At 46.7% G+C, this 24,332-nt stretch carries 18 protein-coding genes; 10 read left to right on the top strand and 8 right to left on the bottom strand.

Annotated elements, in window-relative coordinates; translation table 11 throughout:
* Positions 1–1,112: hypothetical protein (locus V5298_RS03105; RefSeq protein ID WP_332930008.1), on the bottom strand; the 1,112-nt coding region annotated here is incomplete at its 3' end.
* Positions 1,109–2,869 carry an autotransporter assembly complex family protein gene (locus V5298_RS03110; RefSeq protein ID WP_332930009.1) on the bottom strand — a complete coding sequence of 587 codons (1,761 nt, stop codon included), beginning with the start codon at positions 2,867–2,869 and terminating at the stop codon, positions 1,109–1,111. The genes V5298_RS03110 and V5298_RS03105, both read right to left, overlap by 4 nt.
* A gap of 265 nt (positions 2,870–3,134) precedes the next feature.
* On the opposite strand from V5298_RS03110, the gene V5298_RS03115 reads away from it, so the two are divergent.
* On the top strand, positions 3,135–4,364 hold the full coding sequence (locus V5298_RS03115) for a multidrug effflux MFS transporter (RefSeq protein WP_332930010.1): 1,230 nt from the start codon (positions 3,135–3,137) through the stop codon (positions 4,362–4,364).
* A gap of 251 nt (positions 4,365–4,615) precedes the next feature.
* On the opposite strand, the gene ilvC is transcribed toward V5298_RS03115, so the two are convergent.
* On the bottom strand, positions 4,616–6,097 hold the full coding sequence (ilvC, locus tag V5298_RS03120) for a ketol-acid reductoisomerase (protein ID WP_332930011.1): 1,482 nt from the start codon (positions 6,095–6,097) through the stop codon (positions 4,616–4,618).
* Positions 6,098–6,251: 154 nt separating this feature from the next.
* On the opposite strand from ilvC, the gene ilvY reads away from it, so the two are divergent.
* A complete protein-coding gene (gene ilvY, locus V5298_RS03125) occupies positions 6,252–7,115 on the top strand; it encodes an HTH-type transcriptional activator IlvY (protein WP_332930127.1) in 864 nt (287 codons plus the stop codon).
* Here the strand turns inward: ilvY and V5298_RS03130 are convergent.
* Together V5298_RS03130 and V5298_RS03135 are read right to left on the bottom strand one after the other, a co-directional pair.
* On the bottom strand, positions 7,097–8,617 hold the full coding sequence (locus tag V5298_RS03130) for a YifB family Mg chelatase-like AAA ATPase (RefSeq protein WP_332930012.1): 1,521 nt from the start codon (positions 8,615–8,617) through the stop codon (positions 7,097–7,099). The two genes, ilvY and V5298_RS03130, sit on opposite strands and share 19 nt — an antisense overlap.
* Positions 8,618–8,687: 70 nt before the next feature.
* Positions 8,688–9,299, bottom strand: a complete 612-nt coding sequence (locus V5298_RS03135) for a trimeric intracellular cation channel family protein (RefSeq protein ID WP_332930013.1) — start codon at positions 9,297–9,299, stop codon at positions 8,688–8,690.
* 436 nt (positions 9,300–9,735) lie between these two features.
* Between V5298_RS03135 and V5298_RS03140 the strand changes: the two genes are divergently transcribed.
* The 3 genes from V5298_RS03140 to ilvA are packed head-to-tail and all read left to right on the top strand — an operon-like array spanning position 9,736 to position 14,079.
* The gene (locus tag V5298_RS03140; protein ID WP_332930014.1) at positions 9,736–10,668 is read left to right on the top strand and encodes a branched-chain amino acid transaminase; all 933 of its coding nucleotides are present in this window, start codon (positions 9,736–9,738) and stop codon (positions 10,666–10,668) included.
* A 34-nt stretch (positions 10,669–10,702) separates the two neighbouring features.
* A complete protein-coding gene (gene ilvD, locus V5298_RS03145; RefSeq protein ID WP_332930015.1) occupies positions 10,703–12,553 on the top strand; it encodes a dihydroxy-acid dehydratase in 1,851 nt (616 codons plus the stop codon).
* Entirely contained in the window at positions 12,550–14,079 is a 1,530-nt protein-coding gene (gene ilvA / locus V5298_RS03150) for a threonine ammonia-lyase, biosynthetic (protein ID WP_332930016.1), read from the top strand. The genes ilvD and ilvA overlap by 4 nt, the downstream gene beginning before the upstream one ends.
* Positions 14,080–14,134: 55 nt before the next feature.
* Here the strand turns inward: ilvA and plsB are convergent, their stop codons facing one another.
* Both plsB and V5298_RS03160 read right to left on the bottom strand, forming a co-directional pair.
* The gene (plsB, locus tag V5298_RS03155; protein WP_332930017.1) at positions 14,135–16,588 is read right to left on the bottom strand and encodes a glycerol-3-phosphate 1-O-acyltransferase PlsB; all 2,454 of its coding nucleotides are present in this window, start codon (positions 16,586–16,588) and stop codon (positions 14,135–14,137) included.
* A 107-nt stretch (positions 16,589–16,695) separates the two neighbouring features.
* The gene (locus V5298_RS03160) at positions 16,696–17,127 is read right to left on the bottom strand and encodes a DUF2177 family protein (protein WP_332930018.1); all 432 of its coding nucleotides are present in this window, start codon (positions 17,125–17,127) and stop codon (positions 16,696–16,698) included.
* Between the two features lie 153 nt (positions 17,128–17,280).
* Here V5298_RS03160 and V5298_RS03165 point away from each other — a divergent pair, with 153 nt between their 5' ends.
* Both V5298_RS03165 and lexA read left to right on the top strand, forming a co-directional pair.
* Positions 17,281–18,072, top strand: a complete 792-nt coding sequence (locus V5298_RS03165) for a hypothetical protein (RefSeq protein WP_332930019.1) — start codon at positions 17,281–17,283, stop codon at positions 18,070–18,072.
* 121 nt (positions 18,073–18,193) lie between these two features.
* Positions 18,194–18,820 (top strand): transcriptional repressor LexA, encoded by a 627-nt coding sequence (lexA, locus tag V5298_RS03170; RefSeq protein ID WP_332930020.1) that lies wholly within the window; start codon positions 18,194–18,196, stop codon positions 18,818–18,820.
* 281 nt (positions 18,821–19,101) lie between these two features.
* On the opposite strand, the gene V5298_RS03175 is transcribed toward lexA, so the two are convergent.
* Positions 19,102–20,319, bottom strand: a complete 1,218-nt coding sequence (locus tag V5298_RS03175) for an acyltransferase family protein (RefSeq protein ID WP_332930021.1) — start codon at positions 20,317–20,319, stop codon at positions 19,102–19,104.
* A 683-nt stretch (positions 20,320–21,002) separates the two neighbouring features.
* On the opposite strand from V5298_RS03175, the gene coxB reads away from it, so the two are divergent.
* Genes coxB through V5298_RS03190 form a run of 3 tightly spaced genes read left to right on the top strand, consistent with a single transcriptional unit; the run spans position 21,003 to position 24,332 of the window.
* Positions 21,003–22,115, top strand: coding sequence for a cytochrome c oxidase subunit II (gene coxB, locus V5298_RS03180; protein ID WP_332930128.1), 1,113 nt, complete (start codon positions 21,003–21,005; stop codon positions 22,113–22,115).
* A 9-nt stretch (positions 22,116–22,124) separates the two neighbouring features.
* The gene (ctaD, locus tag V5298_RS03185) at positions 22,125–23,732 is read left to right on the top strand and encodes a cytochrome c oxidase subunit I (protein ID WP_332930022.1); all 1,608 of its coding nucleotides are present in this window, start codon (positions 22,125–22,127) and stop codon (positions 23,730–23,732) included.
* A gap of 9 nt (positions 23,733–23,741) precedes the next feature.
* Positions 23,742–24,332, top strand: coding sequence for a cytochrome c oxidase assembly protein (locus tag V5298_RS03190; protein ID WP_332930023.1), 591 nt, complete (start codon positions 23,742–23,744; stop codon positions 24,330–24,332).

The raw sequence follows: 24,332 nt of genomic DNA on the forward strand, positions 1-24,332 counted from the left end.
TCTGCTCCGGCTTCACCGGTAAGGTGATATTCCCCCATTTCCCCTTGGAAGCTGAGGGTGCCTTGCCACAGTTGTCCGCCCTCAATTTGCGGAATGCTTTGATCAGGCCAGGACAGGGTAAAATCTAATGGCAGACTATCGGTAAGGACGTTGCCTTTTCCCTGGGCAACAAGGGTATAGGTACCTTGGGTCTTAAGGGTGAAGGACATATCATCCAAAGCGCCTTGGGCATCAAGGTCGATGTCTTCGTGCACATCGTCCTGGGTTACCGATACCTGTGCCGACACATCTAAAGGGTAACGTTCAGAAAACACAATGCCGCCGGTGGAGTCTACCGTCGCTTGCGAATGTTCCACATGGAGCTTGCGCCAGTTAAGTTGGCTTTCAATAAAAGACAGGTTATCCCAGGTAACACGGGCCACCTCAATGGGGGCGTTGTCACCCTGGGTGATGGTCATAGGGGCCAAGCTAAAATCGTTGATATTGACCGACATCGGTAGCGTGATCACCGGCAATTCAGGGGCGCTATAATCCATGGCATAGCTGCGGGTGGCGGCAGGATCCGCGTCTTGTGTCTTACTCGCGGCAAGCTGAACGGCTACGCCCTCTACCGTCAACGAATCTAAGTGGATTTTTTCATCGGCACTGCCTTTGGTCGACAATGAGGCCAAGGAAATGGACTGGTCTGGTAAGGCTAGGGAAAAGCCCGTTAGGGTAAGGGCATTTAACGAAATTGGAATGGGTAAAGTAAAATCTGCAGTGGGGGTGTCATCCGCGTCATTGTCGTCACTGACCGCAGTTTGTGTAATGGCGATATTGTTAAGGGTGAGATGATCAATACAGAGTTTTTTGGAAAAGAAGCAACTCAGCACTACGTTGATCTCAACGTAGTCGGCGTTAACCTTCCATTGATCGTTTTGCCAAGATAAGCCGCTGACGGAGAAATCGCTTAACAGGGTACCGTCCATACGGGTAATGGTTAAGTCATCCACTACGGCTTCGGCGACGTAGCGCAGTACTGGTGTGCCTAAGGGGCTGATAAGTAAAGCCAGCAGGATGAGCAAAACCAGTATAGGCAGAAGTAACCAAGCAATGGTACGGCGTAACCTCATAATGCAGGCCCTATCATGAAGTGAAGCCGCCAGCTGTTTTCATAATCAGAAATTCCTCGTGCACCGTACACCCGCACTGGGCCTATGGGCGAGAGCCAATGAAAGCCGGTACCAAAACCATAGGCGATATCCTGATCAAAATCGTTGGTTGCCGTACCCGCATCGATAAAAACCGCTGCCCGCCAGTTCTCTGCAACACGGTAGGCATATTCGACGCCGGCGGTGGCAAGGTATTTACCGCCAACGGAAACATCGCTTTCTTCTTCTCCGGTTTCCAGGTTGGTCACGGTATCTTTAGGGGAAATATCCCGATAAGCAAAGCCTCGAATACTTTGGTCGCCACCGGCAAAGAAGCGCAGCGATGCTGGCACACTGGAAAAGTCGTTGGTTTTGATGGCACCGGTTTCGGCCCGCATCATTAGCCAGTGTTTTTTATAGGTCCGTATTACGCCCCCTTCAATTACGGCTTTTACAATATTGATGTCAGAACCAACGTTGTCTCTGCCAACTTGGGTGAACGCATGAAAATACGTGCCCTTGGTAATATTTAAGGTGTCATCTCGATTGAGATAGCGAATGGCATAGCCGGGCATAATTAACTGGGTTGTTTGTTCATCATCGGAACCCTGAATATAGGTTTCTTTTAAATAAGTTAATGAACCGTCTTGCTGCCAGGGCGAGTCGCTTTCCTGCCAGTAACGGTGGGAGGCTAAGGATAAGGTTTCTGCATCGGTATCGGAATTGCTATATTCGATAAACTGATAGCCTGCCTCAATACTGAGATAATCCCGGGTGATATCCTTCATTGGAATACGGTAATCCATCGTAACGGATTGTTCTGGTGATGAGATAAATATGGCTGAACTCACAGAATGACCTCGGGAATTCACCCACGGGCGTTCCCATTGCAAGCGTATGCGTGGGCCTGTATCTGTGGCCGCGCCTACCCCGACATTAAAGCTATCTTTGGGCTTATGAACCAAGGTGATCTCAATAGGAACTTCAAGATCTTCGGCTTCACTGACCACTGGACGGGCAATAACACGAGAAAAATACCCAGATTGGTTTAAGCGCCGGTTATATTCCGTTAACACCGCTGATGAATAAGGTTGCCCTGTGGTAAAAGGTTTCAGGCGATTAAGTATGGCTTTGGATTTGTTTTCACCAATCAGTTTTAGTTCGCCAAATTTATATTGTGGGCCACTTTGGGCAATCAGTAGAATGTTGGCCTCCCGCTCTTCTCGTACCAGATCTAAGCGGGTGGCTTGCCAACTAAAATCGAAATAACCATGGGAAAGGGCATAGTTAAACATGGCGGTTTTAAAGCGACTATATAAGGGTTGATGCAGCACATCCCCTTTTTTCAGTGGGAATGCATTAAACTGTTGGTGGAAGCCTTCATCGGTGCGTCCTGGGCCAATGATTTCCCGGGTGACATTGGCAACAATCAATGGCGTGTTTAAGTTGACCGTTACCACAAGGGTATTGTCATCAACATCTACACTGGCCTGGCTATTATAATACCCAAAAGGCTCTACGGCAGTGGCCACAGTGCGGTTAATTTCCTCTTGCCAGTAGGGATCATTTAAAGCGCTGTTTTCTACCTCTAAGTTGTTTAAATGCAAACGAATATTTTCTTCTATTTCTGATTGTTCCACGCCTTTAATATCGGCTTCAATCGACCAAGCAGCACCATGAAATAATGTGGCGCAAAGGGCTAACCAGCAGTAAGGAAAAATGGCCAAGGGAGATTTCATTAAATACGGTCGTTCCAAATAACAAAGGGCATGGGTACCTCGTGGTGTGATACAAGCATTAACACAACAAAAATAATGGCTTTTGATTATCTTAAAAGATAATGCCGTGGTAATGGTATTCGTATTTGTCAGGTAAAACGATCAATTTTACCGCTATCACATTTTGGTACGTTAAACCTTGAAAGTGACAAAGTCTTAGCATTCCCTTCCCATGAATGGGGTATACTACGGGACTATCGTTTTTTAACTGGAAAATGAAGTTCTCATGGGTCAGCCTCTATCAGATACTAGCAGTAAGCCAACATTAGGGTTGGTGGAATTTGTTGCGCTTATGGCACTTATGACATCCCTTGTGGCGTTAAGTATTGATGCTATGTTACCGGCATTAATGCAAATTGGTGAAGCTTTAAATGCAGACCATCCTCATCAAGTGCATCTAATTGTGTCTATATTCTTTTTTGGCATGGCTTTCGGACAGCTATTTTTTGGCCCGTATTCAGATGCACGGGGACGCAGAGAGGCCATTTTACTGGGCTTGGTTATTTTTATTATCGGCACCGTAATATGTATGACTGCCAAAGATATGAACACCATGTTAATTGGTCGATTGGTGCAAGCTTTTGGTGTGTCTGGCCCACGTATCGCTTCTATGGCAATTATTCGTGATCTCTATGTCGGGGATGCCATGGCCCGCGTTATGTCTTTTATTATGATGGTCTTTATTCTTGTGCCTATGGTGGCGCCCATGGTTGGGCAAGCCGTGCTTACTTTCTTTAGTTGGCAGCATATTTTTACATTATTTTCGACCATTGCGGTGATCACCGGTGTGTGGTTTGTTGCCAGACAGCCTGAAACTTTACCGGCAACAAAGCGGGAATCTTTTGCGTGGTCTCGCTTCTTTAAGTCGTCAAAGTACATTCTGACCCACGGCAATATTATGGGTTATACCTGTGCCATGGGGTTTATTTTTGGTGGTTTTTTAAGTTACTTAAGCGCATCGCAAACCATTTTCCAAGAATATTATGACACCGGAACAATGTTCCCATTTATCTTCGCGTTTCTGGCTTTCTCCATTGGTTTGGCATCGTTTTTAAACGGTAAAATGGTAATGCGTTTTGGCATGAGCAAACTGGTCAATGTGGCCTTAATAGGTGCGATAGGTTTTGGCGTCGTATATTTGTCTTTAATTGTCGCGTATCAGGGCTTACCGCCATTATGGATGGTGGTGTTGGTAATGTTTGTAGGCTTTTTCTTTATGGGGATCCTGTTTGGTAACCTAAACGCCATGGCGATGCAACCCTTAGGTCATATGGCCGGTATTGGCGCTGCCATTATTGGTTCTATGTCGAGTATATTTTCCGTGCCTATCGCGCTGTTTATCGATAGTTTTCTTAGCGGCACCCTGTTTCCCATTGGAATTGGCTTTTTAACCTTGTTTTCCCTGGCCTATTGCTGCGTGAAGCTTGCTGAGCGCTCTAAGCATTTTGAAGGATAAAAGGGGTCAGATGAGCCGTAGTGGGCTCTTCAGGTGCAATGGGTTTGCCTATGGCCGCTTATGCTAAATGGCGATCTTCTTAGTTTAAACCTGTTCATTAAGCCAGGCGCAAAGGGGTATCGGCGTTGACCCATGGGCCTTGCCTGAAATGGGTATCTAAAGAGGGGTTTTGTGCGGGGAAGAGGCATAAAAAAGCCCGACCAAAATGGTCGGGCAAGAGGGCTTAGTTAAGCACCTAACGACAGAAATTGTTACACACCAATGATGGCTTTCATGTCCGTCATGTAGCCACGTAATTCCTTACCGATGCTTTCAACACCGTGATTACGGATAGCTTCATTAACTTCTACTAAGCGGCGGTTTTCAACCTGATTGGAGGTTTCTCCCAGGCCTTTACCAATAACACTGGTATCGATTTTAGGCATGAATTTCTCACGCAATAGCGGTACTGCTGCATTGGCGAACAAATAGTTACCGTATTCCGCTGTATCGGAGATAACCACGTTCATTTCATACAAGCGTTTACGCGCAATCGTATTAGAAATCAAAGGTGTTTCATGCAGTGATTCATAGTAAGCAGACTCAGGTAAAATTCCTGCTTCAACCATAACGTCGAAGGCCACTTCTACACCGCACTTGATCATGGCAACTAACAAGATGCCATTATCAAAAAATTCTTGCTCAGTGATTTTGCCATCATACTGAGGGGCATTTTCGAAACCGGATTGACCTGTTTCTTCACGCCATTTCAGTAGGTTAGCATCACCATTTGCCCAGTCTTCCATCATGGTGCGAGAAAACTCTCCGCTAATGATGTCATCCTGATGCTTTTCAAACAGAGGGCGAAGCAGGTCTGTCAATTCTTCAGCTAAATCAAATGCTTTGATTTTTGCTGGATTAGACAGTCTGTCCATCATGTTCGTTACACCACCGATCTTAAGTGCTTCGGTGATGGTTTCCAGTCCATATTGAATCAGCGCAGCTGCATAACCGGCATCGATACCATCAGCGGTCATTTTTTCGTAAGCCAAGATAGCGGCGGCTTGTTGCATACCACATAAAATGGTTTGCTCGCCCATCAAGTCAGACTTAACTTCAGCAACGAAAGAAGACTCAAGCACACCTGCACGGTCACCGCCGGTAGCACTTGCCAGTGCTTTGGCGATATCCCAGCCTTCACCTTTCGGATCGTTTTCTGGGTGCACTGCAATCAGTGTGGGAACACCAAAACCACGCTTATATTCTTCGCGTACTTCGGTACCTGGGCACTTAGGTGCACACATAATCACTGTGATGTCTTTGCGGATCTGCTGACCTTCTTCCACGATATTAAAACCGTGAGAATAGCCTAAAGCAGAACCTTCTTTCATAAGCGGCATTACCGCTTCTACCACACTGGCGTGCTGTTTATCCGGCGTCAGGTTATACACGAGGTCTGCATCGGGGATAAGTTCCTGATACGTACCGACTGTAAACCCGTTACCACTTGCACGCTGATAAGAATCGCGTTTTTCATCGATAGCTGCTTGACGCAATGCGTAAGCAACATTCAACCCTGAATCTCTCATATTCAGACCTTGGTTAAGGCCTTGAGCTCCACAGCCGACGATGACAATTTTCTTGCCTTTTAAGAATTCACAACCGTCTGTAAATTCGCTGCGCTCCATAAAACGACAGCGACCCAGTTGGTCTAATTGCTGACGAAGAGACAGAGTATTAAAATAATTAGCCATATATAATTCCGAACATCATTAATCTAGTCATTATCAACGGGCGCAAAGCCAGTCGATGACCTCGTCGATGACGACTTGCACAGAAGAATACGGGATCCCTTTTGTTTTGGAAAATGATATATTTGCAAAACAGTATTTCATATTTTGCAATATTATGGATTTTCGTTCACTTCAGCTTTTTAATCATTTAGCAAATAGTTTACATTTCGGCGAAACGGCAAATGCCATGTATGTGTCGCCCTCTACCTTAAGCCGAGCCATTCAACGCTTGGAAGAAGAGTGTGGCACTGTGCTGTTAAAACGGAATAACCGCTCTGTTGTGCTTACCCACGCCGGACATAAGCTTCTGGCATTTAGTACGGAAGTACTTAAAGAGTGGCAGTCTCTTAGGCAGGAGCTGCGGGATGACAATGACGCCCTGCAAGGGGAATTAAGTTTGTTTTGCTCTGTTACCGCAAGTCAAAGTCACTTGCCGGCCCTGTTAAGGCAATTTCGAGAGCGCTATCCCAGCGTGGATATACGCTTAGTGACCGGCGATCCCGCATTGTCCAATGAAAAAGTCAAACATAAAGAGTGTGATGTGGCCATTGGCATTGATGCGCCCGATTTTCCCACGGATATGACCTTTTCCCCCTTAGACAAGATCCCCCTTGAACTTATTGTGCCCAAAGACTGGCGTTTAACCGAACTTGCCCAGATCGACTGGCGTCGGCATCAGGTGATTATGCCCGAGCATGGTCCGACCCGTCGGATTGCGTATCATTGGTTTGCGGAACATGGCATTCGACCCAATGTGTATGCATCCGTTGGTGGTAACGAAGCCATTGTCAGCATGGTGGCGTTGGAATGCGGCATTGGCTTTGTGCCAAAAGTGGTGCTGGAATACTCCTCAATGACCAGCAATGTTAACCGTATCCAAGTGCATGATATTGAAGCTTATGATCTCGGTTTAAGTTGTTTGTCGTCCCGTCGCCACGAGCCGTTAATTAATGCCCTGTTTCAACTTGTACTTAGTTGACGGATCAAGTTATCTAATGCCCTGTAGCCCAAGGCTTCACTAATGTGTAGTCGATTGACCTCGGCGGCACCGTTAAGATCGGCAATGGTGCGGGAGACCTTCAACGCGCGATGAAAAGCGCGCATGGACAAATTCAGTTTTTCTGCGGCCTTTTGTATAAAAGATAAATCGGCGGCACTAAGGGAACACACGCCTGCGAGTTGGCTTACGGGCAAATGGGCATTAAGTACCCCTTGCCTGTCTAGTTGACGTTGCCGCGCCTGGCGGACTTTTTCTTTCGGATGGCGGATATCTTCTGCTTCATCGTCATCAAAGGTCATGGCGAGTTGATAATCGGGTAAACGGGGCACATCCACTTGAATATCAATGCGATCAAGTAGCGGCCCTGACACCCGGCTTAAATACCTCAGTATTTGATCTGGCGGCGTGCGCCCGTCATCCACATCACCGGTAGGACTGGGGTTCATTGCAGCAATCAGTTGGAATCGCGCCGGATAACAGGCGCTACCCGACGCTCTGGCAATGTGCACTTCGCCGGTTTCCAAGGGCTCTCTTAGAACATCTAACGCCCGACGACCAAACTCAGGTAATTCATCTAAAAATAATACCCCGTGATGCGCTAGCGAGACTTCGCCAGGTAAGGGAGACGCCCCGCCGCCTGTAAGGGCAATGGCTGAGCAGGTATGATGGGGTGAACGAAAAGGTCGCGCCGGGGTGGATGTGACCGATGTTGATGTTTGTTTTATGGAATGCAATGACGCCACTTCTAACGCTTCATCGGTAGACAGGGGAGGCAGCATTCTTAGTAAGCGACTGGCGAGTAAGCTTTTTCCTGTGCCAGGAGGACCGGTAAAAAGCACGTTATGGGCGCCAGCGGCCGCAATGAGTAATGCCCGTTTTGCCTGATGTTGCCCTTGAATGCCTTCCCACACAGGTAATGTCTGGTGATGGGTATCTTGCAATGGCGTATTGGTATCTTTCACTAAAGGATCGGTGCCCGAAAGGTGTAAATACACCGCCAGTAGTGATTCAGCGGCATAACGGTGAGCATCTTCTACAATGGCCGCATCGCTACGATTTTCCCACGGATGAATGAGCGCGTGACGGCTGTTTTTACAGGCAATCACCACAGGAATGATGCCGCTAATTTTTCTAAGCTCACCGGTTAGAGCCAGCTCGCCGATAAACTCGATATCGTCCGCTGCATTGCTGTCTAAGGTGCCGTGGGCAATGAGAATACCAATGGCGATGGCGAGATCGTAGCGGCCGCCCTGCTTGGGAATGCTAGCGGGTGATAAATTGACGGTAATACGTCGGGCGGGAAATTCAAAACCGCTATTGATGAGTGCACTGCGTACTCTGTCTCGGGCTTCTTTTACCGAGGTTTCTGCCATGCCAACTAACTGAAACGCGGGTAAGCCATTTGCGAGATGCACTTCAACCCGCACCAGTGGCGCATCAATGCCGGTTCCTGCCCGGGTGTTTACCACCGCCATGCCCATACTGATCTCCTTTGTTGCTTACAGAAGTGTATGAGCTGCAAAGGTAAGAAAAAACTGGCCTCAAGTTGGGTTATTCGGCATTAAAAACCGGCAGTTGCCAGTGCCAACGCAGGGCTCCTAAACGCATCAGCACCGTCACCGCCAATGACACGGCAACACAATACTGATTGGCAATGCCCAGATGATATAAAAGGGCATAGCTTAGACCACCACAAATGCAGGTAATGGCATACAGTTCACCATTTAATACCAGGGGGATTTCACGACAAATAACATCTCGCAGCAAGCCACCAAATACGCCAGTGATGGTGCCCATGGCAATGGCAACGGACATGGGGGCATCATTAATAAGGGCCTTCTCCATGCCAACCACATTAAACAACCCCAAACCAAACGCATCAGCAACGAGTAAGTAGTGAAAAGGAAAGCGTGGACTGATGCGCAACCAAGCGATGGTGAGGGCCGCCGCCAGTAAGGTTGAATAGATGTAGTCGGTGTCATGCACCCAAAAAACCGGAATATCCAGCACAATGTCTCGCAGTGTTCCACCGCCAATGGCCGTTACGGAGGCTAAAACTACGACGCCAAAACCATCCATTTTTTTCTGATATGCCATCAGGGTGCCTGAAATGGCACATACCGCCACGCCGGCTAAATTTATCCAGTGAAACCAGTCGATCATGTGTTTGCTCTTTAGAATTGTTTTGTATGATGTAACTATGTGGGGAAATATGCATCCCAAAACGCAAATTACTTGATTCTGACAGTAGTTTCATGCTATTTCTTCACCCAATATCAGATTTACAGTCGGCCAGCTGTAGGTTTGAAGAGCAAATTCTAAAAATTTAATTCCGAATTTTTAAAATCCAGTCATCAATAGTCTTTTAAAGACTAGCCCCGTATCTGTGTCGATTGAAAGCGAAACGAGATAGGTACAGGCGTGTCTACACCCAATTGTTGTGTAAATATTCCTGTCCAGTTATATACAAGCAGCAGAATCCTTATTGGGCACTTTACTGCAGTCATGTATCATTCGTTTCAGAACGTTGTCTTGTAATTAATTTAAATACCGTTTAAGCGGTGACGGGCAAACATGCCTGGTACAGGAAGGAACAAACATGGCTAAGCAACCAGCAGAGTATATTTGGTTTAACGGCGACATCATGCCTTGGAAAGAGGCGACGGTGCACGTTATGACCCACGCAATCCATTATGGATCATCTGTATTTGAAGGTATCAGAGCGTACAATACGCCCGACCAAGGTACCTGTGTATTTCGTTTGGACGAACACAATCGTCGTTTAATCGATTCAGCAAAAATTTACCGTATGACCATTCCTTATACGTTAGAGCAACTTAATGCCGCGACCATGGATATTCTCCGTAAAAACGAGCTTAAATCTGCGTATATTCGCCCTATTGCCTACTATGGTGATATTGGTATGGGATTAGCAGTGCCCTTCGGTCAAGAAACCGAACTGGCCATTGCTGCCTTCGAATGGGGTGCCTATTTAGGCGAAGAAGCGCTAAAAAGCGGCGTAGATGCCGGGATTTCCTCATGGAATCGTTTAGCGGCTAATACCATTCCCACCGGCGCAAAAGCGGGCGGAAACTATTTGTCATCACAATTAATTTCCATGGAAGCACGTCGCCATGGTTATGGCGAAGGTATCGCCCTTGACCGCAACGGTTATATTTCTGAAGGCGCGGGAGAAAATATCTTTATTATCCGCAATGGTGTGGTGTCTACCACGCCGAAAACGGCGGCGATACTGCCGGGGATCACCCGAGACACCGTCATTACCCTTTTGAAAGAAATGGGTTATGAAGTGCGTGAAGAGAATATTCCACGAGAAGCCATGTATTTGGCCGATGAAGTCTTTATGTGCGGTACCGCGGCGGAAGTAACGCCAGTGCGTAGCGTCGATGGTATTGCTGTTGGTAATGGCGCCCGAGGCCCAATTACCGAAAAAGTACAAACAATGTTCTTCGGTCTGTTTAACGGCAAAACCGAAGATAAATGGAACTGGTTAACTCCAGTTTATAAGTAATTTCTATTTAAAATAAATTAAACGGGAAAGCATTATGCCCAAGTTACGATCTGCAACCACCACCCAGGGAAGAAACATGGCCGGCGCTCGCGCGCTTTGGCGCGCAACCGGTATGAAAGACACCGATTTCAACAAGCCCATTATTGCCATTGCCAACTCTTTCACGCAGTTCGTGCCGGGGCATGTGCACCTAAAAGACATGGGCCAGCTGGTCGCCAGAAGCGTTGAAGCCGCCGGTGGTGTTGCCAAAGAATTTAATACCATTGCTGTCGATGACGGCATTGCCATGGGACATGCCGGTATGCTTTATAGCTTGCCGTCCCGTGAAATCATCGCCGATTCGGTGGAATACATGGTTAACGCCCACTGTGCCGATGCCATCGTGTGCATTTCAAACTGCGATAAAATCACCCCTGGAATGTTGATGGCCGCTATGCGCTTGAATATCCCAGTGGTGTTTGTGTCGGGTGGGCCTATGGAAGCGGGTAAAACCAAGCTTTCTGATCAGTTGATCAAACTTGATTTGGTTGATGCCATGGTTGCCGCTGCAGATGATCGCATTAGTAATGATGACTCGAACGAAATTGAACGTTCGGCGTGTCCGACCTGTGGCTCTTGCTCAGGTATGTTTACCGCTAACTCCATGAACTGCTTAACCGAAGCGTTAGGGCTGTCTTTGCCTGGAAATGGCTCGTTGCTGGCTACCCATGCGGATAGAGAAGAGCTCTTCAAACAAGCCGGTGTGGTAGCGGTTGAGTTATGTAACCGTTATTACAAAAACGATGATGAAACGGCTTTACCCCGCAATATTGCCACCTTCGAAGCGTTTGAAAATGCCATGAGTTTAGATATCGCCATGGGTGGTTCCACCAACACGATTTTGCATTTGCTGGCGGCGGCGATGGAAGGCGATGTACCTTTCACAATGGCGGACATTGATCGCTTGTCTCGTAAAGTACCTCACTTATGTAAAGTGGCACCGTCTACGCCGAAATACCATATGGAAGATGTGCATCGTGCCGGTGGTGTTTTGGGGATCCTTGGCGAACTGAATAAAGCCGGTCTGCTTAACCAGAATGTGAATCACGTGTTGGGTAAACCACTTCCAGAAGTGATTGCTGATTGGGATATCACTAATCCAGAGAATGAAGACGCGGTGAAGTTTTTCCGCGCTGGCCCTGCGGGCATTCGTACTACCAAAGCCTTTAGTCAAGATTGCCGCTGGGATGAAGCGGATGATGATCGCAAAGAAGGCTGCATTCGCACCGTGGAACATGCCTATAGTCACGATGGCGGTCTTGCTGTGTTGTACGGTAACCTAGCCACCGACGGTTGTATTGTAAAAACCGCCGGGGTTGATGCCTCTATCTTAAAATTCACCGGTACCGCGAAAATCTACGAAAGTCAGGATGATGCCGTAGCGGGAATTTTGGGCGATGAAGTTAAAGCTGGTGATGTGGTCATTATTCGTTACGAAGGACCCAAAGGTGGCCCGGGTATGCAAGAAATGCTCTACCCCACCTCTTACTTAAAATCGAAAGGTTTAGGTAAAGAGTGTGCCTTGATCACCGACGGGCGTTTTTCCGGTGGTACCAGTGGTTTGTCCATCGGTCACTGTTCCCCTGAAGCTGCTAGCGGCGGCGGAATTGGCTTGGTTGAAGAAGGTGACAAAATTGAAATTGATATTCCAAATCGTAGTATCAATATCCTGATTTCTGATGAAGAATTATCACAACGTCGCGAAGCGATGGAAAACAGTGCGAAACCCTGGCGTCCAAAAGATCGTCAGCGTGAAGTTTCTTTATCGTTAAAAACCTTTGCAATGCTGGCTACCAGTGCTGATAAGGGTGCAGTACGGGATCCGTCAAAACTGGAAGATATATGAGTGTCAGTGACCACGAATATTTAAAAAAAATATTACTGGCTCCTGTTTATGAAGTTGCGGTAAACAGTGAGCTTTCGGCTATGGTGCGTTTGTCGCACTTGATTGGCAATGATGTTTTTTTAAAACGTGAAGATCAACAACCGGTTAAGTCCTTCAAGCTTAGAGGGGCTTACAACCGGTTAAGTACCTTAACGGAAGAAGAGCTACAAGCTGGTGTGATAGCGGCATCTGCGGGAAATCATGCCCAAGGGTTGGCGTATGGGGCGAAGATGAAAGGTGTGCATGCGACCATTGTCATGCCAGAAACCACCCCTGAAATTAAAATCGAAGCCGTGCGCCGGTTTGGCGGCAGCCATGTAAATATTGTGCTTCATGGCACGAATTTCGATATGGCCAGTAAGCATGCCCAAGAATTATCCGCGTCTCAGGGGTATACATTTATTCCGCCCTTCGATGATCCGGATGTGATTGCCGGACAAGGCACCATCGCCCGTGAGTTGTTGGAACAAAATCCCAATTTGGACATTGTTTTTATTGCCATTGGCGGCGGCGGATTAGCAGCGGGTATTGCGGTATACCTTAAGCAGCTTAAGCCGGATATTCAGATCATTGGCGTGGAATCGGAAGAATCGGCCTGTTTTAAAGCGGCTATGGAAGCCGGTGAAATTGTGACCTTGCCTTCCGTGGGTATCTTTGCCGATGGTGTGGCGGTAAAAACCATGGGAACCGAAACTTACCGTTTATGCGCCCGTTTGCTCGATGACGTGATAACCGTCTCTAACGATGAAATCTGTGCGGCGATCAAGGATATTTTTGACGATACCCGTGTGATTGCCGAACCGGCGGGAGCCATGTCTGTGGCGGCCATCAAAAAATACACAGCGCAACACGGCATAAAAGGCAAAAAGTTAGGCGGCATACTCTGCGGTGCTAACATTAATTTTCATACCCTGCGGTATGTGTCAGAGCGTTGCGAATTAGGCGAGCAGAAAGAAGCCGTGTTTGCGGTACAAATTCCCGAACGGCGCGGTGCCTTTAAGCAGTTTTGTGAAGCCTTAGGTGGCAAAGCCATTACCGAGTTCAATTACCGCTATGCCAATGAAACCGATGCACACATTTTTGTGGGCGTGAACCTCAAAGGCGGTAAACAGGAGTTTGCCGCCCTAAAAGATTCGTTATCGGCTAAAGACTATTCGTGTTTTGATTTATCGGATAATGAACTGGCAAAACTGCATGTGCGTCATATGGTTGGGGGGCGTCCGCCTACCTTGCTAAATGAAACCGTGTTTACCTTCGAGTTTCCAGAGCATCCAGGTGCATTACTTAAATTCCTTGATACCCTTGGCGAACGTTGGAACCTGACCTTGTTCCATTATCGCAATCATGGTGCGGCAGAAGGGTTGGTTTTGGCTGGATTTCAGATATCGCCAGACAGCAGAGCCGAATTTGATGCCCATTTGACACAACTTAATTATGAATATAAAGAAGTGACGCAGGATCCTGCTTACAAATTCTTTCTTTCATAAATAAAGGGGCTAGCTAGCCCCTTTATTCTTTATACGCCTTCCATAAACTATGGTTTTATTCTGGGCAATCTACGTTTTCTAAATGTTGAGTGATTTCCGGCCACACCAAAGACAGTACATCTTGTCGCAAGGCATCGCTTTCTTCGGAATACTTCAAGCTGCCATCAGGGGCAGAGTCTAGCCAGTGGTTTTCCCTTAATGCGGAAATAAAGCTGGAAAGCACGTTTTTATCGTAAAACTCCGGCGAGTTTATGCCATAGAGGATAGATAACCGTTCGGCAACCTGTCGGCTATTGCGTTCCAGCGTACTGCGGCTAATGACCCGTTCACGTTCAATCAGGGTAAGCACCACGGCGTAACGCTGAAAGGTCTCTTGCATACAACGGCTTAACAGCCACGCTGAATGGAAATTTCTATCTGAAGAGGACGGTGGCGTGAGGCAGTCATCCTCGCCGGTTAATAGGCGTTGCTCGAGCATGGTGGTGATCAATTTGTCCGTATACGATAGCGCTTGATCCTGAGTCATGTATATAAACAGTTCTTTTTGCAACAAGGGATAAAATGCTGCCATGAGCCGTAATACTTCGTGGCGATGAATGCCGGGTCTGGCAAATACGGTGGACATGATCACGCCAGGTAAGGCAAATAAATGCAGAATATTGTTGCGATAGTAAGTGAGATATATTGCCGCGTCTTCTAACGGTGAAACCAAGGTGCCGTATCCATCCTTACTGATGTCAAAGCGTTTTAGCGCTAAGGTTTCTGCCAACATTGTTTTAGCGTTTATATCGGGGATGGTGGCATCGTCGCTGTAAGGCGCACTTTTAAGCAGTGTCAGGTAATTGGACATGGCCCGCATGAGCTCTTTTTCCGTCATGGTCTTGGTTTTAGACGATAACAAGCATAAAGAGACCAGCGCCATACCGTTAATGGCGGCGTTTTTATTGATCCGCAACATGACTTCATGAGCCAGATCATTAACCATGGGCGTGAGCCAGGCGGGCTTTTTGTCGCCGTCATCGGGTAAGGTTTCCCGCCAGTCAGGTACGGATTGTTCCAAGAACTGATTTAACTGAATCGGTTCGCCAAAATTAACGTAGCCATGGCCGTAATTTCTTAGCTTTCTAATGGCAGAAAACACCTGCCAACTGGATTCTTTTTTCTTGCCGCTGCCTTTCAGTTCACTAAGGTAACTTTTTACCTCCATGACGTTCTCGTAGCCGATGTATACAGGCACAATACTCACTGGGCGCTGAACGCCTTTGACAACCGCTTGCATGGTCATGGCTAACATACCGGTTTTCGGTGGAATAAGACGTCCTGTACGACTACGACCGCCTTCGGGGTAATATTTTACCGAATAGCCTTTGTTAAACAGCAGTTCAAGATATTCACGAAATACCGCGGTGTAGAGCTGATTGCCCGCAAAGCTGCGACGCAAGAAAAAGGCACCGCTGCGCCGGAAAATGGGACCGGCGGGCCAAAAATTCAGGTTAATACCCGCAGCGATATGAGGGGTCACCATGCCTTCGTGATAAATGACATAGGTAAGTAGCATATAGTCCATATGGCTGCGATGACAGGGAACGTAAATGATTTCGTGACCGTTTGCGGCCAGTTCACGGATACGCTCGCTGTGTTTTACGCTGATCCCATTGTAAATTTTGTTCCAAATACGGGTGAGTATGCGATCGCCAAAGCGAATTAATCCTTCGCGGTAATCGGCGGCAATTTCATTGATATATTCGATGGCCGTGTCTCTGGGATCCTGCTTCTTTTTGGACTTCTTTTTCGAATTGCTTTGTTCAAGCATGGCCCGTTTAACACTTTCAGAGCCGAGAATGGCATTATGCAATTCTTGGCGTTCTAGCAAATTTGGCCCCGTCATGCTCTGACGTTTACGATGAAAATGTGTGCGCGCTACGCGAATTAGCTTGTGGGCAATGGATTCGTCAGTACCCCGTTGGGTGGACATTTCCCGGGCAGAAACGGCTTTGCTAAAATTAATGAAATTATCCCGACCCAAAAACATCACGATGAAGAACTTTCTTAGCCAACTGGGGGATGCATGATGGGCAATGAGATCGCCCAAATTAGGAGAGCCTTTACCCGGCGCCCGTCCCCAAGAGACAAACACAGGTACTACCTGCACATCCACATCGTCATGGTCGCGATGTAAATGAAACAGACTGGAGAAAACGGCCTCCACATCGGTGCTTGAGGCGCCTTTAGCGAACAAGGGCTCAGTTTTGCGCAGAAAGACACTACCTGGATAGTGCTTACCTGCCACTTCGATTCCTGCGGTAGGACTGGGTAATCCCAATCGTTCTGTACACATACGTAAGGCAAGTTGATCCGTCACCGAATTGGTAGGCAGCAAGTAGATAATGGGCTTGCTTCTGTCGATACCCAATTCAGACTCAACATTTGCCGGAATATTATGATCTTTAACCAAAAGCTTCACGGGATAGTGAAACACCGAAAGCAGCGTTTTTCGCAACCACGACATGAAAAGAAAATCCTGTATTAAAATAACCGGCGCAGTTTATCACAAACCCGCGGCGATCTAGATGATCTGTGATGGGCTTATCATAATAGAGTGTCTCGTCGGGACTGTCACCCCTGTCCCTTTGATTTTACATTGGCTTTTCTGGCTGCCCAACCGCCGGTGAACGCCATGATCATGGTGGCAAGGCTGCCCCATAACCAGTCTACGAATGTCATGGTAAGTGGCCAATGCTCGATAATGGCATAGGCGGTAAGATTATAGGTACCGTAGGCGGTTGCACCTAGCACAAAACCGCCCCATGCGGTTTGGATCAGGTTCTGGTTTATATAAGGGCGTATTATCAAATAGACCACAGATGCGCAGTAAAGCAGATAAAATACGACCCAAGGCCAGATAATAAATGGTTCTCTAAAGAGCTGCGTAAAGGCTGTCTGATACCACGGCATAGCGATGATACCTAGCCAGAGTGCATCGAGCACGGCAAAGGTGAACAGGACAGCAAAATAGCTGGCAAATATAGCTTTAACAGTGAGTTTCATAGAGTCATAAACGCAGCTGCGCCAATTAAAGTTCAGAGAAAAATAAATACAATGTCACGATACGCGTTATTTGAGCCATACTGATACTCATATCTGACGACTTTTTATCCGGCACTGCGCCGAGTTAACAAACAGGAATAACACGGAAACGCTATGCAGAAAAAACTATTCGAATTTGGTGATTTATTCTGGGTGCCGGAGTTTTATCATGCTTTTCTTCGCCGCTTTATGGGGGCGCTCTATAAGTTAATGGGTTATCACAAGTTGTGGCTACCTGAACTTAAAGCATTTATCAGTAAAGCGGGGGGAACCGTGCTTGATCCCTGTGCCGGTAGTGGTTATGTCAATGAACTGCTGGTTAAAGAAATGGATAACGACGGGGTAAAGTTTTATTTGTCTGATTTTATGATAGATAAAAACCCGGAGTTTAGGGAACACATTAATAACCTCGGTGATGATCGCATCCACTATTTAGATCAACCCATCGATGTATTAAAAGACAATCCTGATTTTCAAATCCCGAAAATTTTTATTAATTCCTTTCACCATTTTGATGATGAGCAGGTGGCGGAGATTTTGCGTCTTAACCTTTCCCATGGCAACGACATTCTGGTATTGGAATACTGTGACAACTCAGTTGTTAGCTACATTTCTATGTTGTTCGGACCGTTACTTGCGATGATCTTGTTGCCTTTTATTACCGAACGACGACAACTGCTGGTGACGGCCATTTTCACTTATCTTATTCCTATTGTTCCCCTTATGTTGCTGTGGGATGGGTTGGTGTCTAATCTGCGCTGTTATTCTCATCGTTCACTGAAGAAAATTGTGCATGACACAGGTTTTACCAACTCTACCGTTACCACGACATTTAGACGCAGCTGGTTATATCCTGCTGGGGTCACCGCCCACCATATTACGGCCTCGTCGTTGGAATCTGAGTAAGGGTAAGAGGGTATTTTATAGGTTAATTGGGCAAATTAAGCCCCAGGCGCAAAATTAAGCCTTTGTTTCTACAATTGAACTGTATATACTTACAGAAACTGTATAGAAAAACAGGCTGTTTATGCGTCCACTTACACCCAGACAAACGGAAGTTCTCGAGTTAATCAAAACCACCATGCTGGAAACCGGTATGCCTCCAACGCGGGCAGAAATTGCGAAAAAGCTCGGGTTTAAATCTGCCAATGCCGCCGAAGAGCATCTAAAGGCCTTGGCACGAAAAGGGGTTATCGAGATTTTAGCGGGAACCTCCCGGGGTATTAAGCTAAACATTCCTCTTGAAGCTGACAACGACGAAGAGGCGGGTTTACCGTTAATCGGTCGAGTGGCAGCTGGTGAGCCTATATTGGCTCAGGAACACGTTGAGACCCACTACAAGGTCGATCCAGAGCTATTTCATCCCCGCGCCGATTTTCTACTCAGAGTAAACGGCATGAGCATGAAGGACATTGGCATTTTGGATGGCGATCTGCTTGCCGTACATCGCACTACCGATGTGCATAACGGTCAGGTTGTGGTGGCCCGGGTGGACGAAGACGTCACCGTTAAGCGTTTAGAAAAGCGTGGCCGGGAAGTGTGGTTACACGCTGAAAACGATGACTTTAATACCATTAAGGTTGATTTAGCCTCAGAGCCTTTCAATATTGAAGGTATTGCCGTGGGTGTGATCAGAAACGCCGATTGGATGTAACCATCATCGAGCGGCCCCCTTGTTTTATGACTTACCCGAATCATATGAAGCCCTGACTTGAACGGTCAGTTCTGAATCATAGGGCTCAATGAAAGCTGACAGCCGTTTGTATAATAAGCCGTCATCACTACTCGACAATCACTCGTGACAGCCATCTCGGAAGGCTGTCATGGCCAATGCAAGGGTTATGCACTAAATGAAACAATGTCGAACTTCGTATCTGGATATGAAACCAAGGTGCGGGTTTTAATAAAAATAGCAAAACGGTATCAGCCGTAAAATCAAAAGTAGCGACCTATACCCCAAGTGCGTTTTATTATCTCAGCAAATCCAAAACTGATGATTAATCCAGAGAGCGTTAATAGTAAGATTTTTGGAAATGTGTCTATGGCTAGTGAATCATACATGGTGGTTAACCAAACAAGGACTGGCGCATGAATAAAGTACACAGCAAATGAGCGAGACGATACCCAACGGGTGACCGCGTTACTGACATCAAACTGCCTTCTGAAACACACCAATATCCCCAATGCTAAACCCATGCCTGTGGTTTGCTCCCATGTAGCCGCTAAAAAAGCATACAAATTCAGTCCTCCGAAATACAATATGGGGCCGTGCTCTCCCGGTTGAGGACCTTCTGTTGGCCCCCCACCGATAAATAGGATAAGGGCTAGGAAAAGTGGGCCACCGATTAATGCCCCCAAGCCTATTTTTCTTGCCCACCTACAGTCGGTGATCTTATCCAATCCCCCATTTTGAGCTAACGCAATTCCCAAGATAAAAAATACGATGTACTGAGGGAAATAAGCGAACTGAAAATTAAAAACACTTGTTCCGATAGGAAAAAAGATGCGGGTTATGGCGGTAGCCAGTGATAGGAATAAAGCAAGAATAAAGAAGTTATGCGTAGACGGCAGTGAAGGTTGTGTATTGATTTTGAGCGTATTCGGATAAACGCTACATAATGTAAAACTGATGCAAAATACAAGCAGGGTCAACACAAACCATAAGGGACCACTACCACTCCACACGTCACCTGATTTTATGTAATTAAGATAAATTGTAAGATCAGTAAACCTAGCAGACCCTGTTGTTCCGTTCATTAACTTGTATAGGATAAACGGATGGACAATAAACATGTACAAAAGTGCGGGAACGGCAAGTCTATTCGTACGTTCGACAATAAAATTCCAACTTCCTTTCCTTTGCAAGGCGCCATAAGCCATCCATCCACCAATGAAAAATAGCACGCCCATAAAAAACGATTGTAGATGGAAGATCCAGAAAATATAGGGGAGTTTTTCAGTCAGTGTTCCTTCTGGTCCATCCTTGATATACCAATCACCTACATGGCTATAGGTAATGCAACTATGAAAGTGAACAACGAAAATGATAATTACTGCGCGCAAATTATCGATCCATGCAATTCGCTTATTATTCGAGTGTAACGAGCTCCTACCTTGTGACGTCATCGCTGCTAACCTTACTTCTCTGCTCATGAACATACGGACGCTGAATTATGGCCATTGCCCGCTGCTGACTTATTCCATTGAAAGAAAGGCAATTAATAGACCACAATATTTTTTTCTTTTATAGCAATAAGTTATGAATTTTAAATGGGTAAACTAAAGTAGCATGGGTAACTTCTGGTTAATTTGCCCAATTGTGTGGTCAATCTGACACCTAGAGTTCGGTTTACGCGCATTGCTGCCTGTCAGTGTTTTGTTTTTTTAAATTCTAAAAGGCATGCTGAGGATGATTGTGATGAATTCTAAAAGCGCAATGCACCACAGTGACTTATCAAGTCTCACTGTATAATTGCATGCGACATCAAACAATATCATCAAGTTGGTATTCGATTCCACATTCACCGTAATCGTGGCAAAGCCCCGCCTGTAATGTCCTGCTGAATTTTTATACGCATTTCCCACCTCTAATCGAAAAAGTTTTTTAAGAAATAATGAATGAAAGACTAGACAAAATCTTAAATGTGTTTAATTCTTATACTGTTATTAACAAGTTAATAACAAAAGAGGAAAAAAATTAACAAGCCGGGACGGCTATCATCACAGAATCGAGTACTGTAAACATCCTACAAGGTTCTCCATCACGGAGGTGTTGAGTGAAGAAACACGTACGTAACGCAATGATGGTTTTGGGGGGCTTTTTCGCCTTTACATCAATGCGGGTTTTCGCAAAAACCGAATCGACTGCACAAAGAGCTGGGGAATTAAATTTACGTCCTGGCGTAACAGATATTAGTGGTCAGGTTTACGACCTTCACATGCTCATGTTTTCTATTTGCGTGGTTATTGCTGTGTTGGTATTTGGCGTCATGTTTTACTCAATTATCCGGCATCGTAAATCCCGTGGCGCTAAACCGGCGCATTTTCACGAAAACATTAAAGTGGAAATTGCCTGGACGATCATTCCCTTTTTAATCCTTGTGTTTATGGCCGTACCGGCCGCACGCACCTTGATTGCGATGGAAGATGCCAGCGAGCCTGACATGACCGTATTAGTCACCGGATCCCAGTGGAAATGGCATTACAAATACATGGATAGTGATGTGGCTTTTTATTCCGTTTTGGCCACCCAGCAAGAACAAATCGCGAATAAATTTACTAAAGGGGAAAATTACCTCCTTGAGGTTGACCGGCCTTTGGTGATCCCCACGGGGCAGAAAGTGCGGTTTCTGATTACCTCTGACGATGTGATCCATTCTTGGTGGGTACCGGATTTTGCCATTAAAAAAGATGCGAATCCGGGGTTTATTAACGAGGTCTGGACCAACGTGAATGAGCCGGGCATATACCGGGGTCAGTGCGCTGAGTTATGCGGTAAAGATCACGGCTTCATGCCGGTGGTGGTAATTGCCAAAACGCCGGAAGACTACCAAGCATGGATGACCGCAGAAGAAAATAGAGTTAAACAAGCCAAAGAAGAAGAACAGCGGCTTTTGGCTATGAATATGAGTATGGATGAACTCATGATCCATGGGGAAAAAGTTTACAACAGCACCTGTGCTGCTTGTCATATGCCCACCGGACAGGGGCTACCCGGCGTCTTTCCTGCCCTTAAAGGCAGTCCAATAGTATTAAACGATCAGCAAGCACACATTGATATCGTCTTAAATGGTAAAGCCGGTACTGCTATGCAGGCCTTTGGCAAAATGCTTTCACTAAAAGACATCGCCGCGGTGGTTACTTACGAGCGTAACGCGTGGGGTAACAATACCGGCGATATTATTCAGCCAAAAGACGTTAATGCGGTTGCCACCGGAACAGGTATTTAGGAGCGTGCTATGACCAAAGCGACAGAGACCTTAATGCCAGATCACACATTGGCACACGACGATCATCACCACGGCGCACCGAAAGGGATCATGCGTTGGTTACTCACCACCAATCATAAGGATATTGGCACCCTGTATTTGTGGTTTGCCTTTATTATGTTTCTTGTGGGTGGTGCGATGGCCATGGTGATCCGCGCTGAATTATTTCAGCCGGGTTTGCAAATTGTGCAACCGAATTTCTTTAACCAGATGACCACGGTGCATGGACTAATTATGGTATTTGGTGCCGTTATGCCGGCATTTACCGGGCTGGCAAACTGGCTCATTCCCATGATGATAGGTGCGCCGGATATGGCGTTGCCACGAATGAACAACTGGAGTTTTTGGATCCTGCCTTTTGCCTTTGCTATTTTGCTCGGTTCCTTATTTGTTGAAGGGGGTGGCCCCGCTTTTGGCTGGACCTTTTATGCTCCGCTCTCCACCACCTACAGCAGTGACAGCACAGGGTTATTCGTGTTTTCGGTTCATATCATGGGGATATCTTCCATTATGGGGGCCATTAACGTCATTGTGACCATTTTCAATATGCGTGCACCGGGTATGTCGTGGATGAAAATGCCCTTATTTGTGTGGACCTGGCTAATCACTGCATTTTTGCTTATCGCGGTTATGCCGGTGTTAGCTGGGGCTGTCACCATGGTGCTAACCGACAAATTTTTTGGCACTAGCTTCTTTGATGCCGCCGGTGGCGGCGACCCGGTAATGTTCCAGCATATCTTCTGGTTTTTCGGACATCCTGAAGTGTACATCATGATTTTGCCCGCCTTCGGCATTATCTCGCAAATTGTTCCGACCTTTGCCCGTAAGCGCTTATTCGGCTATGCCTCTATGGTTTACGCCACCGCTTCTATTGCATTGCTGTCCTTCATCGTATGGGCTCACCATATGTTTACCACAGGCATGCCGGTGTTTGCGGAAATGTTCTTTATGTTTGCTACCATGCTCATCTCTGTCCCCACGGGCGTGAAGGTGTTTAACTGGGTGGCTACCATGTGGCGAGGCTCCCTGACCTTCGAGGTGCCCATGCTCTTTGCTCTTGCGTTTATCGTGCTCTTTACCATAGGCGGCCTATCTGGGTTGATGTTGGCCATCACGCCGGTGGATTTTCAGTACCACGATACCTATTTTGTGGTGGCACATTTCCACTATGTGTTGGTGACAGGGGCGGTATTCTCAATTATGGCTGCGGTGTATTACTGGCTGCCTAAGTGGACAGGGAAAATGTTTAATATCACCTTGGCGAAATGGCATTTCTGGTGCTCACTTATTTCTGTCAACGTGCTGTTTTTTCCTATGCACTTTGTGGGTCTTGCGGGTATGCCCCGACGTATTCCCGATTATTCGCTGCAATTTGCCGATTATAACCAATGGATAAGCATAGGGGGGTTTGCCTTTGGTTTGTCTCAGTTGATCTTCCTGGCTGTGGTGATTAAAGCCTGTAAAAAGCAAGGTGAAGCGGTCAGTGATCGCGTATGGGAAGGCGCAGAAGGTCTGGAGTGGGAAATTCCGTCCCCTGCTCCTTACCACACCTTCGAAACACCACCGGTTGTGAAGTAGCGGCCAATTATGAGCACATCCACGTCTCAACACCGTAAATTAACCCTGCGATTAGTCGTCATCGTGGTGGGGATGTTCGGCTTTGGCTTTGCGTTAGTGCCGCTGTATGACGTGTTTTGTGATGTCACGGGGATTAATGGCAAAACCCAAAACTCGGCGGCGGAATGGAAAAGCGGAAATGTGGATAGTAGCCGTTCTGTTACGGTGGAATTTATTACCCGTACAAACTCCGGTATGCCATGGGCCTTTTCGGCACAAACCCAGCGGATAAGCGTGCACCCCGGTGAAATTAACACGGTGTCATTTTATGTTCATAACCCCGCCCGAACCAATATTATTGCCCAGGCCATACCCTCTGTCAGCCCAGGCCAGGCGGCGCTTTATCTCAATAAAACCGAGTGCTTTTGTTTTAATCAGCAAACACTTCAGGCGGGGCAGGAAGCCTGGATGCCCATGTCGTTTTATGTGGATCCGGATCTGCCCGACGACATCACCTATTTTACTTTGCAATACACCTTGTATGACGTGACTGATCGCGCAGACGATCTCACCAATAGCAAGAACCCATTTTTACGTCAGCCTGCCAGCGGCAGTCGTTAG

It is taken from the genome of Alteromonas sp. 14N.309.X.WAT.G.H12 (assembly GCF_036697315.1).
Lineage (GTDB): Bacteria > Pseudomonadota > Gammaproteobacteria > Enterobacterales > Alteromonadaceae > Alteromonas.

Excerpts from the sequence above, each read along its gene's own strand:
- V5298_RS03135 (WP_332930013.1), bottom strand. The coding sequence starts at position 9,299 with ATGATCGACTGGTTTCACTGGATAAATTTAGCCGGCGTGGCGGTATGT.
- ilvC (WP_332930011.1), bottom strand. The coding sequence starts at position 6,097 with ATGGCTAATTATTTTAATACTCTGTCTCTTCGTCAGCAATTAGACCAA.
- ilvY (WP_332930127.1), top strand. The coding sequence starts at position 6,252 with ATGGATTTTCGTTCACTTCAGCTTTTTAATCATTTAGCAAATAGTTTA.
- V5298_RS03115 (WP_332930010.1), top strand. The coding sequence starts at position 3,135 with ATGGGTCAGCCTCTATCAGATACTAGCAGTAAGCCAACATTAGGGTTG.
- V5298_RS03175 (WP_332930021.1), bottom strand. The coding sequence starts at position 20,319 with ATGAGCAGAGAAGTAAGGTTAGCAGCGATGACGTCACAAGGTAGGAGC.
- ilvA (WP_332930016.1), top strand. The coding sequence starts at position 12,550 with ATGAGTGTCAGTGACCACGAATATTTAAAAAAAATATTACTGGCTCCT.
- ctaD (WP_332930022.1), top strand. The coding sequence starts at position 22,125 with ATGACCAAAGCGACAGAGACCTTAATGCCAGATCACACATTGGCACAC.
- plsB (WP_332930017.1), bottom strand. The coding sequence starts at position 16,588 with ATGTCGTGGTTGCGAAAAACGCTGCTTTCGGTGTTTCACTATCCCGTG.
- V5298_RS03110 (WP_332930009.1), bottom strand. The coding sequence starts at position 2,869 with ATGAAATCTCCCTTGGCCATTTTTCCTTACTGCTGGTTAGCCCTTTGC.
- V5298_RS03130 (WP_332930012.1), bottom strand. The coding sequence starts at position 8,617 with ATGGGCATGGCGGTGGTAAACACCCGGGCAGGAACCGGCATTGATGCG.
- V5298_RS03140 (WP_332930014.1), top strand. The coding sequence starts at position 9,736 with ATGGCTAAGCAACCAGCAGAGTATATTTGGTTTAACGGCGACATCATG.
- coxB (WP_332930128.1), top strand. The coding sequence starts at position 21,003 with ATGCGGGTTTTCGCAAAAACCGAATCGACTGCACAAAGAGCTGGGGAA.
- V5298_RS03160 (WP_332930018.1), bottom strand. The coding sequence starts at position 17,127 with ATGAAACTCACTGTTAAAGCTATATTTGCCAGCTATTTTGCTGTCCTG.
- lexA (WP_332930020.1), top strand. The coding sequence starts at position 18,194 with ATGCGTCCACTTACACCCAGACAAACGGAAGTTCTCGAGTTAATCAAA.
- ilvD (WP_332930015.1), top strand. The coding sequence starts at position 10,703 with ATGCCCAAGTTACGATCTGCAACCACCACCCAGGGAAGAAACATGGCC.
- V5298_RS03165 (WP_332930019.1), top strand. The coding sequence starts at position 17,281 with ATGCAGAAAAAACTATTCGAATTTGGTGATTTATTCTGGGTGCCGGAG.
- V5298_RS03190 (WP_332930023.1), top strand. The coding sequence starts at position 23,742 with ATGAGCACATCCACGTCTCAACACCGTAAATTAACCCTGCGATTAGTC.